The 15362-nt window shown below is 44.6% G+C and carries 11 protein-coding genes; 6 read left to right on the top strand and 5 right to left on the bottom strand.

Annotated elements, in window-relative coordinates; all coding sequences use genetic code 11:
• The first annotated feature begins 206 nt into the window (after positions 1-206).
• The 5 genes from F897_RS06055 (at position 207) to F897_RS06035 (ending at position 5512) form a co-directional block, all read left to right on the top strand.
• The gene (locus tag F897_RS06055) at positions 207-2864 is read left to right on the top strand and encodes a TonB-dependent receptor (RefSeq protein WP_005234258.1); all 2658 of its coding nucleotides are present in this window, start codon (positions 207-209) and stop codon (positions 2862-2864) included.
• Positions 2865-3001: 137 nt separating this feature from the next.
• Positions 3002-3706, top strand: coding sequence for an energy transducer TonB (locus F897_RS06050; RefSeq protein ID WP_005234257.1), 705 nt, complete (start codon positions 3002-3004; stop codon positions 3704-3706).
• A gap of 40 nt (positions 3707-3746) precedes the next feature.
• Positions 3747-4631 carry a MotA/TolQ/ExbB proton channel family protein gene (locus F897_RS06045; protein ID WP_005234256.1) on the top strand — a complete coding sequence of 295 codons (885 nt, stop codon included), beginning with the start codon at positions 3747-3749 and terminating at the stop codon, positions 4629-4631.
• 15 nt (positions 4632-4646) lie between these two features.
• Positions 4647-5072 (top strand): ExbD/TolR family protein, encoded by a 426-nt coding sequence (locus tag F897_RS06040; protein ID WP_005234255.1) that lies wholly within the window; start codon positions 4647-4649, stop codon positions 5070-5072.
• A gap of 20 nt (positions 5073-5092) precedes the next feature.
• Positions 5093-5512, top strand: a complete 420-nt coding sequence (locus tag F897_RS06035) for an ExbD/TolR family protein (protein WP_004783336.1) — start codon at positions 5093-5095, stop codon at positions 5510-5512.
• 54 nt (positions 5513-5566) lie between these two features.
• On the opposite strand, the gene ftn is transcribed toward F897_RS06035, so the two are convergent.
• Positions 5567-6031, bottom strand: coding sequence for a heteropolymeric bacterioferritin subunit Ftn (ftn, locus tag F897_RS06030; RefSeq protein ID WP_004783337.1), 465 nt, complete (start codon positions 6029-6031; stop codon positions 5567-5569).
• 338 nt (positions 6032-6369) lie between these two features.
• On the opposite strand from ftn, the gene F897_RS06025 reads away from it, so the two are divergent.
• Positions 6370-7437 (top strand): SDR family oxidoreductase, encoded by a 1068-nt coding sequence (locus tag F897_RS06025; RefSeq protein WP_005234253.1) that lies wholly within the window; start codon positions 6370-6372, stop codon positions 7435-7437.
• Positions 7438-7557: 120 nt separating this feature from the next.
• Here the strand turns inward: F897_RS06025 and rlmF are convergent, their stop codons facing one another.
• The 4 genes from rlmF to smc all read right to left on the bottom strand — a co-directional run bounded on the left by rlmF (position 7558) and on the right by smc (position 15354).
• Positions 7558-8532 (bottom strand): 23S rRNA (adenine(1618)-N(6))-methyltransferase RlmF, encoded by a 975-nt coding sequence (gene rlmF, locus F897_RS06020; protein ID WP_005234251.1) that lies wholly within the window; start codon positions 8530-8532, stop codon positions 7558-7560.
• Between the two features lie 224 nt (positions 8533-8756).
• On the bottom strand, positions 8757-10796 hold the full coding sequence (gene ligA, locus F897_RS06015) for an NAD-dependent DNA ligase LigA (protein ID WP_005234249.1): 2040 nt from the start codon (positions 10794-10796) through the stop codon (positions 8757-8759).
• A gap of 96 nt (positions 10797-10892) precedes the next feature.
• Positions 10893-11900, bottom strand: a complete 1008-nt coding sequence (locus F897_RS06010; RefSeq protein ID WP_005234248.1) for a cell division protein ZipA C-terminal FtsZ-binding domain-containing protein — start codon at positions 11898-11900, stop codon at positions 10893-10895.
• A gap of 1 nt (position 11901) precedes the next feature.
• Positions 11902-15354, bottom strand: a complete 3453-nt coding sequence (gene smc / locus F897_RS06005) for a chromosome segregation protein SMC (protein ID WP_005234247.1) — start codon at positions 15352-15354, stop codon at positions 11902-11904.
• Positions 15355-15362: the final 8 nt, after the last annotated feature.

The raw sequence follows: 15362 nt of genomic DNA, 5'->3' as shown, positions 1-15362 counted from the left end.
GGGTCTCACTTCCTCCTTTCTTCAGATTCGATACACAGACTTCTTAATTTTTCTTCAGTATCGCTTGATAAATTCAAACCTCATTCAATTAAATCAATATTTTTCAATAAATTAAAAATATAAAAATATAAAATTTTATAAGTTGGCATTCGCCTTGCTTAGATCAACCCAGCACTACTTCACATAACAAAAGGGTGAAATTTACGATGAAAAAAAATAAATTGGTCGGATCTATGGGGGCTCCAACCGTCAGCAAAAGACTACTCAAGTTAAGCGCACTCAGCTTAAGTATGATGTGTCTGCCGCTGGCCCATGCCGAAGAAGCTGCATCTGCTGAACAGCCAACTAAAGTTCAGAAAGTGACAGTGACGGGTTCATCAATCAAGGGGGTTGCTGCACAAAGTTCTTCACCAATCACCGTCATCAAAGGTGAAGATCTTGCGAACCAAGGGGTAAGTACTGTTGAAGAAGCTTTAGTAAAAGTCAGCGCGAACCAGGCTGGTTTCTCTACTGCTCAAAACGTAGGTGCAAGTAATACTTCAGGTTCGACAGCCAACTTACGTGGTCTAGGCTCAGACAAAACACTTGTGCTTTTAAATGGCCGTCGTCTTGCCTATAGTGCATTTAGTACAGATAGTACGAACTTAAACATCATCCCTATGGCGATGATTGATCGTATTGAGATTTTACGTGATGGTGCTTCTGCAGTTTATGGTGCGGATGCGATTGCGGGGGTAATCAACTTCATCACCAAATCTGAATACAATGGCTTAGGTGTTACCGGAGCCTTACATGAAACCGAACATTCAGGTGGTGAAAAACAACAGGCTGCGATCTTCGGTGGTTTCGGTGACCTGGATGAAAATGGCTTTAACGTCATGGGCGTCTTGGACTACCGTAAATCTAACCAGATCCATGCTCAACAGCGTAAAGTCAGCCGCCGTGGTGGTGTAATTCCTGAATTAGGTATTGATGCTGGCTCTGCAAGCGGCTTCCCGGCAAACATCTATGATCCAACCACTGGTTATTTAGGTAACCCATACCCAGATGACTGTAATAATGTTCCATGGTCTTCTCCAGATGACGGCTTCTGTTATCTAAATACGCAGGCTTTAATTGCGATCAAACCACAGGTTGAAACACTATCTGCATTAGGTAAAGGGACATTCAAGCTTAATGATTCATTAAATGCGGTTGGTGAATACGTGTTTACACGTTCTGAAGTATCCACTTCAATTGCACCAGACGTTTATGGCCGTACCGTGACTTTACCATCAAGCAGCCAATACTATCCAGGTAATGGTATTACTCCGGCTATTACAGATGGCGAGTTAAGCGGTGATCCACTTCAACTTTACCTCCGTTCTCAGGCAGGTAACCGTCAAAGTATGTCAACCAATGACTCACACCGCTTCTTTGCAGGTATTGAAGGTGAGGCATTAGGCTGGGATATTAACGCAGGCGTGTCATACGCGAAAAGCGAAGCAACTGATGAATTTACAGGTGGTTACTTACACCGTAGCAACCTGCAAACTGCATTGAATGAAGGTCGTATCAATCCATTCGGTCCAGCACGTCCAGGCGATACCCCTTGGGAATCATTTGTGATTAATGGCGAAACTAACATCGCCTCTTTAGAGTCTACAACTGCAGACTTTACGATCAGTCGTCCAATTTTTGAATTACCTGCAGGTGATGTTGGCTTTGCCTTCGGTGGTAGCTTCACGACTCAGGACTGGGAAGCGAAAGTAAACTCTGAAATCGTGGCTCAAGTACCAGGTTCTGGTATTGACCCGAGCAAACCAATCAGTAAGGGTGATCGTGACATCACAGCATTCTTTACTGAATTCCAGATCCCAATCTTGCCAAGTCTGGAAGCTCAAATTGCTGCCCGTTATGATGACTATAGCGACTTCGGTGATACCTTCAACCCGAAAGTTGGTCTACGTTGGGAACCAATGAAGGAAGTCATGTTCCGTGCATCTTATAGCACCGGTTTCCGTGCACCAAGCTTGTACGAAATCAACGCGCCAATCAGTGAAACCTGGACAGGTGCGAAATACAATGACCCTGTGTTATGTCCAGGTGGCACGCCAGTCGAACCTAAATATCAGGTTGAATGTAATACCCAGTTTAAGCGTACCCAAGGTGGTTCACCTGACCTGCAACCAGAAGAATCTACATCATTCACTGCTGGTTTAGTATTTGAACCAATCAAAAACCTGGTTTTCACTGCTGACTACTTCAATATCGAGATCGATGGTCTGGTAGGTACAGTGGGTGAATCATCAATCTTTGATAATCCAGACCTTTATGCAGACCGTTTCATACGTGATAGTGAAGGCCGTATCCAGCACATCCGTACTACCCTGATGAACTCTGGCGGTTTAAAAACTTCAGGTGTAGACCTGAGCCTGAACTACCTGACACCTAAAACATCTACTGGTCGTTTCGGTTTCGGTATTGATGGTACTTACGTGATCAATCTGGACTACCAAAGTGAACCAGGCGGTGAATGGTCTAGTCTGGTAGGCAAATATGAAGACCCGGCAGTAGTTCGCTGGAAACATGTTGCCAATCTGAACTGGTCTTATGAAGACTGGAAAATGATCTTTGAACAACAGTTCACTCGTGGTTATGAAGACTACTCTGGCGAACGTGATGTGGGTGACTACACACTTTATAACTTCGCAACAACTTATAAAGGCTTCAAAAACCTGGAGTTGACTGGCGGTATCCTCAACATCTTTGATGAAGAGCCTGCTGCATCTGATGTTCTGGATAACTTCCAATACGGTTATGACCCTCGTTACTCAGATCCTACAGGTCGTACTTATTACCTCCGTGGTACTTACAAATTCTAAGACAAGCTTTCTGCAAATACAGCGTCATGCTGTATTTGCAGTATTCATATCATTTCAGCCAAACAAAAAATAATGCAGCTACCTCATCTTTGAAATAAACCGTTATTTCTTATTTGTCTTAAATTCCAGGAGTCATGATGAGCACAACGTTTGAAGATATAGAAAAAAGCTCCGCCAAAAAATTGACTGGAATTGGTGTCGTGATTTTCTTGCATATCCTGGTGGGCCTGGTGCTAATGGCAGGTATGGCAAAAGACATCATCAAACCGTCAGAAGAACCGGTTGAATTGATGATTATTCAGGATATTAAACCACCAGAACCAGAGCCACCTAAAGAAACCCCACCTGAGCCACCTAAAATTGTAGAAAAAGTGGCACAGGTTCCTGAGGTTAAACCGGTAGAAAAAGTGGTTCCGGTACAGAAAACACAGCCTACACCAACCGTCACTCAACCGGTTGCAGAACCAACGCCTGTAGCTGCAGCAGTACCATCCCCAAGTCCGGTGGCTGCACCAGCCCCAGTTGTTGCAGCGGCGCCTGCTGCTCCACCGCAACCAACTGGCGTTACACGTGGCGTATCTCAAGGTGAAGCGGGTTGTAAGCGTCCAGATTACCCGCGCGATGCATTAATGAATGAAGAGCAAGGTAATGTGCTGATCTCTGTCTTTGTGAATACCGACGGCAAAGTGAAAGATGCCAAAGTAAAAAAATCCAGTGGCAGCCGTTCACTCGACCGTGCAGCGTCCAAGGCTTTCAGCTTATGTACCTTCAAGCCTGCAATGAAAAATGGTGAACCACAAGAATCTTGGTACGACATTCCCTACGAATTTATCTTGGACTGATCCAGACAACAGATTAAAAAACAAAATGAGGAGATTCATTATGAAAAACGCACGACACACTTTAAAAAATATCACTGCTGCAAGTGTCATTGCGGCAAGTACTTTACTACCTTTGCAAACCGTATTTGCTGAAGAATCCCCTACACCTGCAACGACCGTCACTGAAACGGAAACCACAACTCCTGCGACTGTCGCTGAACCTACACCGCCAGCACCTGCTGCAGCTGAAAAACCTGCCAGCAACCCTTATGGTCTGGAAGCCATGTGGAAAGAAGGCGATATGGTTTCCAAAGTGACCCTGTTCATTCTGGTAATCATGTCAATCGGTACCTGGTACATCATGATCACCAAGTGCTTGCAACAAGGCAAGATTCGCAAACAGGCCAAAGAAGCAGAACATCAGTTCTGGGAATCTTCTTCACTGGATAATGCAGCGCAAAATCTGGATGAAGCCAGCGTATATCGTTTTATTGCTGAAAAAGGCATCAAGTCAACCAAAAACCATGGCGGTACTTTACTAGAGCGTATCGACTTTAATACCTGGGTTACGATTTCTATTTCACGCGCAGTCGACAAGATTCAAAGCCATCTAAGTGGTGGTTTGGCCTTCCTTGCAACCGTAGGTTCTACTGCACCTTTCGTAGGTCTGTTTGGTACCGTTTGGGGCATTTACCATGCCTTGACTGCAATTGGTATTTCTGGTCAGGCGTCAATCGATAAAGTTGCTGGTCCGGTCGGTGAAGCACTGATCATGACCGCAATCGGTCTGGCAGTGGCAGTTCCTGCAGTACTTGGCTACAACTGGTTAACTCGACGTAATAAAGCGGTGATGGAAGAAGTTCGTACCTTCGGTTCTGACCTGCATGCTGTACTACTGAGCGGCGAAATCAGCTCAAACAATCCTGTTCACCGCGACACAAAATAAAAATGGGGGTCAACCATGGGAATGATGGTCAATTCAAACGACAGCGATGATGAGGTCATTGGTACCATTAATACCACGCCTCTGGTTGATGTGATGCTGGTACTGCTGATTATCTTTCTGATTACAGTACCGGTTGCAATTCATACCGTACCGGTCGATCTGCCTGAAGAACGTAATGTCCCGTATGAAACCAAGCCGGAAAATATCCAGCTGGCAGTCAATAAAAATGGCGATATCTTCTGGAATGAATCCTATATTCCGGACAAGGCAATTTTACTGACCCGTTTACAGGCAGAAGCCCAGAAACGTCCTCAGCCTGAAGTGCATATTCGCGGTGATCAAAGAACAGCTTTTGAAGCGATTGATCAGGTCATCAGTACTACTCAGCAAGCAGGTATTGGCAAGATTGCATTTGTCACGACCCCGCCCGCTTCACCTTAAGATTGAGGGAGAATCCAGTTATGGGAATGAATGTTGGCTCAAATCAGGATGATGATGTAATGCTGGACGTCAACATGACACCATTGATTGATGTCATGCTGGTCTTGCTGATTATGTTTATTATCACTATTCCGTTGCCGAATAATTCGATTAATATCAACCTGCCAAATGGCACACCACCACCGACTGAGGAAAAACCGCCAGAGATTGTGAATTTGCGTCTTGATGCTCAGGGCCAGATCTTCTGGAATGATCAGCCGGTAGCGAATGCTCAAGCGCTGGAAGCCTTATTTAAAACCGTGGCGCAAAAAGCCGATCAGGATCAGATTAAAATCAAGGCTGATCGTGCAACTGAATACAAGCATATCGCGATGGTGATGGCTGCGGCTCAGCGTCTGGAAGTAAAAAAAATCGGAATTGTCAGCAACAACAATTCTTAAGTGTACAGAATCAAAAAAACCCAGCATCTGCTGGGTTCTTTATTATTCAATATCTTACATTTGTGACTGGATATAGTTTTGCAGACCAATCAGCTCAATCAAACGTAACTGTTTTTCTAACCAGTAAGTATGGTCCTCTTCCGTATCTGACATTTGCTGGCGCAGCATGTCACGGGTCACATAATCGCCCTTCTCTTCACAAAGTTTTACCCCTTGAGCCAGCTTTTCACGGACATGATACTCAAGCTTCAGGTCAGCTTTCAGGCAGGTCACCACATCTTCACCAACTTCGATGTCATCACGCTGCATATTTGGCGTACCTTCAAGGAACAGGACACGACGAATCAGGGCATCTGCATGCTGTGCTTCTTCCTGCATTTCATGGTCGATGCGTTCAAAGATTTTCGTCAGACCCCAATCTTCATACATACGAGAGTGAATCAGGTATTGATCACGAGCAGCCAGTTCGCCACCGATCAGCATATTTAAATAATCTACGACTTCTGGATTACCGCGCATTTGAATTACTCCCTGCTTTTATCATCCTATTATGGAGAAAAGATTTTCGATTTGCAAAAGCAAAATTATGGTAAATGTCTGATTTTTATATAATTAAAATGAGAAGCACTTGCATTTACGCTCTCTGTTCGACCAAATCCCATTTATAAAACAATATCTTGCATTTTTCGTTCCGTTTTTATTCAATCCAGCAAGCTGGAATATTCAAACGTTAATTTTTGTAAATATTAATAAGCACTTATCTTGTTGCTTATTTTTATTTTGGACTCACCTGTTTGGCCTGGTTCATGCATAATTGTGCCTACGATGAAAGAAGTTAAAACGACAACGGTTTAAATATGACATTACAACATAGCACAGCACCTGTTCTGGTCACCGGCGCATCTGGCTATATCGCCAGTTGGGTCATCCAGAAACTTTTAAAACAGGGTTATACCGTACATGCCACTGTACGCGATCTGAATAAAACTCAGAGTTATACACACCTAGAACAAATTGCAGACAGCAGTCCGGGAACCTTAAAGCTGTTTGAAGCCAACTTGCTCAAGCCCGGTTCTTTTGATGCGACCATGGAAGGTTGTGAAATTGTCTTTCATATGGCCTCGCCTTTTGTGGTCACCAATTATAAGGATGCGCTTAAAGACATTATTGAACCAGCAATTCTGGGTACGCAAAATGTGCTGAATAGTGTCAATAAAACTGAATCTGTCAAACGTGTGATTGTCACCTCAAGTATTGCCTCAACGTATGGGGATGCGATTGATATTTTGCAAACCGAGCACACTAGTTTTGATGAATCTCACTGGAATACCACCAGTTCAGAAACCCATCAGCCTTATCCGTATTCCAAAGTCATGGCAGAACGCAAAGCTTGGGAAATGGCGGAAGCGCAGGATCGCTGGGACCTGATCTGTATCAATCCGGCACTGGTCTTTGGGGAATCCTTAACGCCTAATACTCAATCAGGCAGTGTGGAAGTTCTGCAACAGTTTGCCAATGGCATGACTTTACTCGGCGTTCCACCGATGTGGAATGGTGTGGTGGATGTTCAGGATGTTGCTGAAGCCCATATCCGTGCCGCCTTTAATCCGGAAGCGCATGGCCGTTATATTATCTGTAGTGAGACTTTAAGCCTGCTAGAAATGGGGAAAATCCTGCGTGAAGCATTTGGTCCAAAATTCCCGTTTCCGCGCAACCAGTTGCCAAAAACGGCTTTCAAGATTTTTGGTCCTCTGGCAGGCTTTAGCCGTAAATTTGTTGAACTCAATATGGGTTATCCAATTTTCTTTAATGCCCAAAAAAGTAAGGATGAACTCGGTCTGGAATACCGTCCGGTAAAAGAGAGTCTGGTCGAACATTTCCAGCAATTACTGGATGATGGTCTGGTAAAAAAATATATTCCTTAATCGTACTCGCTCAAACCCGATCTGACAGTGACCGATTTTTATTGTATCTGTCAGATTAAGTTTGAGCTTATGCATCAAGTCATTTATCGGCAAGCTTATGACGACTGCTTAAAAATCTACTTAAGCAGAAGTCCAACGCGCATTTTTCCACGCTTGCTGTTGCTTTGTATTTAGAAAAGTCCAAGCCACAAAACGACTCTCTTTTTGCCCCTGCGTCATTTTAATGGTTTTTACATCCACTGCACCGCACTTACGTAAGGTATTTAATAGCATAGGCAATGTGGTTTTCTTAGAAACCAGTGTACTAAACCAAAGACATTGCTCAGCAAACTGTGTACTCTCTTGTACCATCTGGCAAACAAAGCGTTCTTCTCCACCGTCGCACCACAACTCGTTCTTTTGTCCACCAAAGTTTAACACCACTTTAGACCGATCAACCGGTTTGCCAAGTTTGCGTAATTTTTGCGTTGCTGTGGCATTTGCTTCATCTTGCGAAGCATGAAATGGTGGGTTACACAGGGTCAAATCAAAACGATCTGAAGGTTTAATCACACCTTTGAAAATATTGCTCGGTGTCTTTTGCAATCGAATCTGAATCCCCTTCCTGAGATTCGGATTTGCCTCTACAATAAATTGAGCACTTTTAACCGATGCCGAATGAATGTCTGAGCCGACAAATTTCCAACCATAACTACGATGCCCAATGATCGGATAAATACAGTTCGCACCTATCCCAATATCTAACACCTGAACTGCACGCCCTGTTGGAATCTGACCTTTATTGCTATCACTTAACAAGTCCGCCAAATAGTGAATATAGTCCGCTCGACCTGGAATCGGTGGGCAAAGATAATCTTGAGGAATATCCCAATATTGAATGCCGTAAAAATGCTTGAGCAATGCTTTATTGAGCATTTTCACAGCTTGAGGATCAGAAAAATTGACTGAAAGATCGTTATATTGATTCGGGCTGACAAAAGGCGCAAGTTCCGGACAGCTCTGGATGAGTTGAGGAAAATCGTAACGACTGCGATGCAGATTTCGTGCATGTAATTGCGATTTTTGTTGCGGAAAAGATTTCTTTGCTTGCGCCATGTGTATGCCAATAAATCAAAGGGAGAACAAAATCAATCAGGCAGGATTTATACCTGCAAATGAATCTATTGTACGTGAATTCAACTTACATTGCCGAACCCATCCTTGTATTTGTCTATCCTCCCCTCTCATTCACCTATAGTTTTGAATTAGCAATAAAAAAGACACCTTAAGATTCATCATCCTGGGTGTCTTTTTTTATTTGAGTCATTGTTTAGAACTGATTATTCTTCGATTTGCCCATGCTCTTTCATCAAAGCAATAAATTGCGCTTCATTGATCACGGGCACACCGAGTTTTTCTGCTTTATCGAGCTTAGAACCCGCTTTTTCACCCGCCACCACACATTTGGTTTTACTCGATACACTGCCACTGACCCGTGCACCTAAGGCTTGCAACAGTTGTGTTGCTTCATCACGTCCCATAGAACTTAAAGTTCCAGTCACTACCCAGCTTTCACCATTCAGTGGTTGGCGCGTTGGTGCAATTGGCGCATCCCAATGAATACCGGCAGCCAACAAGCGATCCAATACTTCCAGGTTATGCGGTGCCTGGAAGAAATCAACAATCCACTCTGCGGTAATATCACCAACATCCGGTGTTTTCTTTAAAGCGTCTACATCAGCACTACGTAAAGCGTCGAGAGTCTGGAAAGTATTGGCCAGCATACGTGCTGTCGTTTCACCTACGCCACGAATCCCGAGCGCATAAATAAACGCTGCCAATGTAGTTTTCTTGCTGTTCTCAATCGAATCAATGAGATTTTGAACGGACTTTTCACCCATTTTTTCGATTTGCAGTAATTGCTCACGATGCTCATGCAAGTGATAAATATCCGAGACATCTTTTAAAAGATTGAGATGTAACAGTGACTCCACCCAGCGATCGCCCAGACCTTCGATATCCATAGCCTTACGTGAAACAAAGTGACGGATGGTTTCGATGCGCTGCGCCGCACAATACAGTTCACCTGAACAACGTGCCAGTGCTTCACCTTCCGGCATGACGACTGGAGAACCACACACCGGACAGTTCTCAGGTAAATACACTTCTACAGCATCGGCAGGACGAAATTCTGGCCAGACTTTTTCAACCTTAGGAATCACGTCACCACTACGATAAACGCTGACGGTATCTCCGATTCTTACATCCAGACGGTGAATTTCACCAATATTATGCAGGGTCACATTGGAAACCGTCACACCGCCCACGGCAACCGGATTTAAACGTGCCACAGGGGTCAACGTTCCGGTACGGCCCACTTGCCAGTCAATATTTTCAACGGTGGTCAGTGCCGCCACTGCCGGGAATTTATAAGCGGTTGCCCAACGTGGTTCACGGCTCAAGAAACCCAGTTTTTGTTGCTGTTTCAGGTCATTGACCTTAATGACCATACCATCGATTTCGACACTAAGCTTTGAACGTTCTTCAATGATCTGCTCGTAAACTTTTTGCACTTCCTGGATGCTACTGCAGATAAAATGCCGCTCACCCACAGCAAAGCCAAATTGCTGTAGCCATTCCAGACTGCCTGACATTGTGGTTTGACCATGATGTGGTACACACTGGGCAATTCCATAAGCATAGAAAGCCAAAGGTCTAGAAGCTGCAATATTCGGATCAAGCTGGCGTAAACTGCCGGCCGCAGCGTTACGTGGATTGGCAAAAGTTTTTTCGCCTTTCGCTGCATTGGCCGCATTCAGACGTTCAAAGCCGGATTTCGGCATCAGCACTTCGCCTCGCACTTCCAGTAATTCTGGAATCACGCCATTCACTGGAGACAGAAATTTCGGCAGGTTACGAATGGTTTTAACATTCTGGGTAATATCTTCGCCAGTTTCCCCATCACCACGAGTGACACCACGAACCAGTACGCCATGTTCATACCAGAGGGAAATTGCCAGACCGTCAAATTTCAGCTCAACATCGTATTCAATCTTTTGATTGGGTAAACGCTCTTCAATACGGCGTGCGAAAGCAAACAGATCATCCTGATTAAAAACGTTGCCTAAAGACAGCATTGGCACCGCATGCGTTACGGTCAGAAATTTGGAAAGTGCCTGACCGCCTACTTTAACTGTCGGTGTGTCTGGCTGTTGTAAATGTGGATATTGTTCTTCTAAAGCTTTGAGCTGATGAAAGAGCTGATCATATTCACTGTCTTCAATCGTAGGTTGATCCATCACATAATAAGCATGATTATGCTTGGCAATCAGTTGAATCAATTGACGCATTTGCGCAATGACAGTGGCATCTTGGGTCATAATTTCACCATAAAAAAGGGCGGAAAATCCGCCCTATACAATATTCAGCTTTTCGCTATTATAAAAATCGGATTCTGCAGATTCAATATTGGAATATTAAACTTCTGCAGTCTGTCCAGCACGATAATCAATCGCCTGATGACGCCAGAATTCACGTAATTGCGGGGTCATTTCCTGCTGGTTCTGATCATAAACCAGACCATCCACTTCACGCGCAATCAGACGTGAAATGCTGTCCATGGTATCGAAGGCGTTCTGTACATCGCTATGCGGTAAAGCTAGGAAGAACGCCAGACCTTTGACTTCTTCAGTCGACAAAGTTTCTAAGTCAAAACCTTCCATACCGGTATCCGCCATACGCAACACCGAAAATAGCAGTTTCGAGCCATCTTCACTATAACGATGGAAACATGCTAACTCACCATAACGCAGGCCATATTTCAGTAAAACTTTTAGGGTTTTTTCGCCTGAAAGAGCACGGCCTTGTGGATAAACATGCAATGAAATAATCGTTTCAGCATTAGCCAGCGAACATTCTTCATCCACAATTTTTTGCTCATGGAGATGTGCATCGAGAATACTGCTTTCATCATTAAAGTCAGAAATTTCAGCTTTTTCAATATTACTATTCAGGCTAAATTCAGCTGCTTTAGGCTCTTTTTCTGTTTCTGCTACTTCTACTGTTTCAGGCTTATTTTCTTGTTCAGCAGATGTTGCGGTTTCTTCAGTTTTGGCTACTTCCGGTTCTGCTTCTTCTGCAACCACCGGTGTGTCGAGTCGGCTTGCTGCTTTAGTTTCTGGCTGGGCGGTTTCAACCAAAGTTGGCTCTACTTTGACTGCTTCTTGTTGTTCTGTCTCAGGTGCAATGTTGTCTACTGCTTCTTCATTCAGACTCGGTTCCACACGTGCAGCTGCCGGACTTTCTGTTTTAGACAGTTGAGATCGTACATGCCTTGGAATAACCGGAGTCTGGCTGTCAGGATCAATATGCAGATCCGCATCCAGTGACGGTACAGCCTCCGCAGGTTTTTTCAAGATCAGTCTTATGCCGAATAGCATAATCACAATTGCAATAACAATCCCGATAATTGTGGTGATTTCCATGTTATACCTCCGCAGCTAAGCCGTATTCTTTTGCCTGTTCCAAATTTACTGTCACTAATTTTGAGGTTCCCGGTTCAGGCATGGTTACACCTAAAAGATCAGTCGCCATCATCATTGCAAGTTTGTTATGGGTAATATAAATAAATTGCACTTGTTCAGAAAGCTCTTTGACTAAATTACAAAAACGTCCCACATTGGCATCGTCCAGCGGTGCATCCACTTCGTCCAATACACAGAATGGTGCCGGATTTAGGCGGAAAATTGCAAAGACCAGTGCTAATGCGGTTAAAGCCTTTTCACCACCAGAAAGCAATGCCAGTGAGCTGTTGCGCTTGCCCGGTGGGCGAGCCATCAGTTTTACACCCGATTGCCATCCATCTTCAAGACTTAAACTCGCTTCACCGCCCTCAAATACTTTCGGGAACAGGTTTTGTAGCTCGGCATTGACCTGATCGAAGGTATTCATAAACAGCTTACGGGTTTCCTGATCAATACTTTTCATTGCTGCCTGCAGCTGTTCAACGGTATTTTCCAGGTCCTGAATCTGATGGCTGAGTTCGTCATAGCGTTTCGAAACTTCTTCATACTCTTCAGAAGCTGCCAGATTCACTGCACCCAGTTTATCGAATTGAGCCTGTGCTTTTTCCAGTTTGGCCTGATGTACTTTTACATCAATATTCAGCCCTGAAATTACTTCACTATTCAATTCTTTCAGTTGTTCTGAATAATGCTGTAAATCAGATTTGGTAGCTTGCCAAGCCAGACGTTTGGCTTCGAGTTCAGTACGCAATTGTTCATCTTGCTGCTGGAAAGTGTGGCGCTGCTCAGTCAGGTGCTGCTGCTTGCTTTGGATCTGATTCAACTCGATCTGCCAGTCTGCCCAGGTCTTTTGCAGTTTTTCCGTAATCAGCGCCTGTTCATTAAACTGGCTCTGTAAAGCTGGCAATTCCAGCTGTACCGGATCAACAAACTTTTTAGCCTGTTCTATTTGCGCAATAATCTGCTGATATTGTTCTTTTAAAAACAGCTGGTCTTTTTCTAGCAGTTCAGCCTGCTGCTGGCTTTGTACTGTTTGACGGCGCAGTACTTCTAATTCCTGCTGCGCTTGCTGAGTGACTAGCTGTGAGTCTTCAAGTTGAGCATTGAGTTCTTCCAGCTGAAATTGCAAGGTCTTGTAATTGGGCAGTGCCTGTTCCAGTTTCAGATTCAGTGCATGCAGATCAATTTCCAGATCATCTTTCTGCATCGCATCTTCTTCCAGCTGCTCATCCAGTTGCTGTAACTGGTTCTGCAGTTGCTGTTTTTGTACCGCAAAGGCCTGTGTCGCACTTTGGACTTTGGCAATGTTCAGATCAAGCTGTTGTAACTGCTCTTGTGCCTGCTTCTGCTGCTCATTGATGCTTTGAATCTGGCTTTGCAAAGTTTTTACTTGAGCAGTGAGTTCAGGTAACTGTTGCTCTAGATCTGCGAATTTCGGTTCAAGCTGAGTCAGTTGCTGCTCAATTTCATCCAGACGGATACGATGACTCAATGCCCCTTGTCCCGCCTGACTGGCTTCATCATAGTCCAAGGCAATTACCCAATCTGGTCCAACATGATAGCCATCTAGACTAAGAATTGATTGGCCTGTACGCAACTGCGTTTGTAAACCAACTGCCTGTTTAAAGTTCTCAGCTACGGCCACCTGTTGCCAGAGCGAATATTGAGGCGCTTCAATCCAGTCTGCTAAACAATGGAGTTCAGCGATCTGAATATTATCCTGTATCATCTGAGCTTTAAGCTGGCGTGCACTATTCTCTAAAAAATGCTCAGTTTCTTCTAATACTTGTGCAGAAAGCCATTTCGCCAGGAACTTTTCAATCAGGCTGGCATGAGCTTTGGCCTGTGGATTCAGCTTCAACACCTGCATTAACTGCACCACATCCGCTTTGACGTTTGGATTGGCTTTGGTCAGTAACTGGCTCAGGTTTTTGCGTTCTGATTGCAGCACCTGAATTTCCGATTTCAGCTGTATGAACAATTGCTGCTGACTTGCCTGTTCTGCCTGTAGCTGCTCAAGCTCAGTTTTCAGTGTTTTGAGCTGAGACTCAAAGCCAGTGATTTGCTGTTCAGCTTCAGCTTTATCAGCCTGATACTGTTCCAGCTCTTCTTGCTGCGCTTGCTGCTGAATTTGTGCTGCCTGCTGCTGCAAGGTTTCTTTTTGCTGTTCAATCCGGACAATATTTTTAGCCAGCTGTTCACTTTGCGCCAGCATTTGCTGTTTACGTTGTTGCTGTTGCTCAACCTGGGTTTTAATTTGAGCAAACTGGGCAGCAATTGTGCCTTGCTGGGATTTCAGATCAGTCAGACCCTGGTTTTGTTCCTGACTTTGACCTTCCTGCTGCTGCAATTGTGCAGTCTGATCTTCGAGTTGTTGATACAGGGTATCCAGTTGCAATTCAATCAGCTGTAAACGTTCTTTGGTCTGCGCTTTTTGTTCTTCCAGCTTCACCAGACTGCTTGAGTTCTGCTGCAATAAGGACTGCTTTTGCTGCAAGGTCATTTCCAGTTCGCTGAGCTTTTTCTCGGCCTGTTGCCATTCAGTTTGTAGCGGTGTGGACTGTTGAATCAGGCGCTGGAACAGTTCACTGGTCGCTCCCAGATCATGCTCAACAGTAGTCAATTCAGAACGTACCAGCTTAAAATTCTCGCCCAGCGTATTCATCTGCACAGTATATTCTTCTTGCAAACGCTGGCTTTGTCCACACTGGAACGACAGGATTTCAATCTTGATGGTACGGATCTGGCCTTCCAGTTCTTTATATTGAATCGCAGTTTCTGACTGGCGTTTTAAGGTTTTAAGCTGAGACTTTAACTCTGAGGCAATATCTTCCAGACGCGACAGGTTCTGCGTCGTGTGATCCAGATGCAGCATGGTCTCGCGGCGACGTGCCTGATAACGGGAAATACCGGCAGCTTCTTCAATAAAGACTCGCATTTCTTCCGGCTTGGCATCCACCAGACGGTTAATCATGCCCTGTTCAATAATTGCATAAGAACGCGGTCCTAGACCGGTTCCCAGAAAAATATCGGTAATATCACGACGTCGGCATTTGGTGCCATTCAGGAAATATTCAGACTTACCATCACGGTTAACCTGACGACGCACTGCCAGCTCATTATAGGCATTATACGCACCGCCCAGCTTGCCATAGGTATTATCAAAGCGCAGTTCTACACTGGCGATGCCCACCGGTTTGCGCTTGGCTGTTCCGGTAAAAATCACATCCTGCATGCTGCCACCACGTAGTTGGCGCGCACTGGACTCACCCATTACCCAGCGTATGGCATCAATCACATTTGATTTACCACAACCATTGGGTCCCACCACTGCAGTCCGGTTATCCTTGAAGTGTAAGGTGGTACTGTCAGCAAAAGATTTGAAGCCTGAAAGTTTTAAACTGCTTAAACGCATAGTGTCCT

The sequence above is a fragment of the Acinetobacter variabilis genome (genome assembly GCF_000369625.1).
Lineage (GTDB): Bacteria > Pseudomonadota > Gammaproteobacteria > Pseudomonadales > Moraxellaceae > Acinetobacter > Acinetobacter variabilis.
Note: the sequence above shows the minus strand (reverse complement) of the source record. Positions and strands in the feature narration are given on the sequence as shown.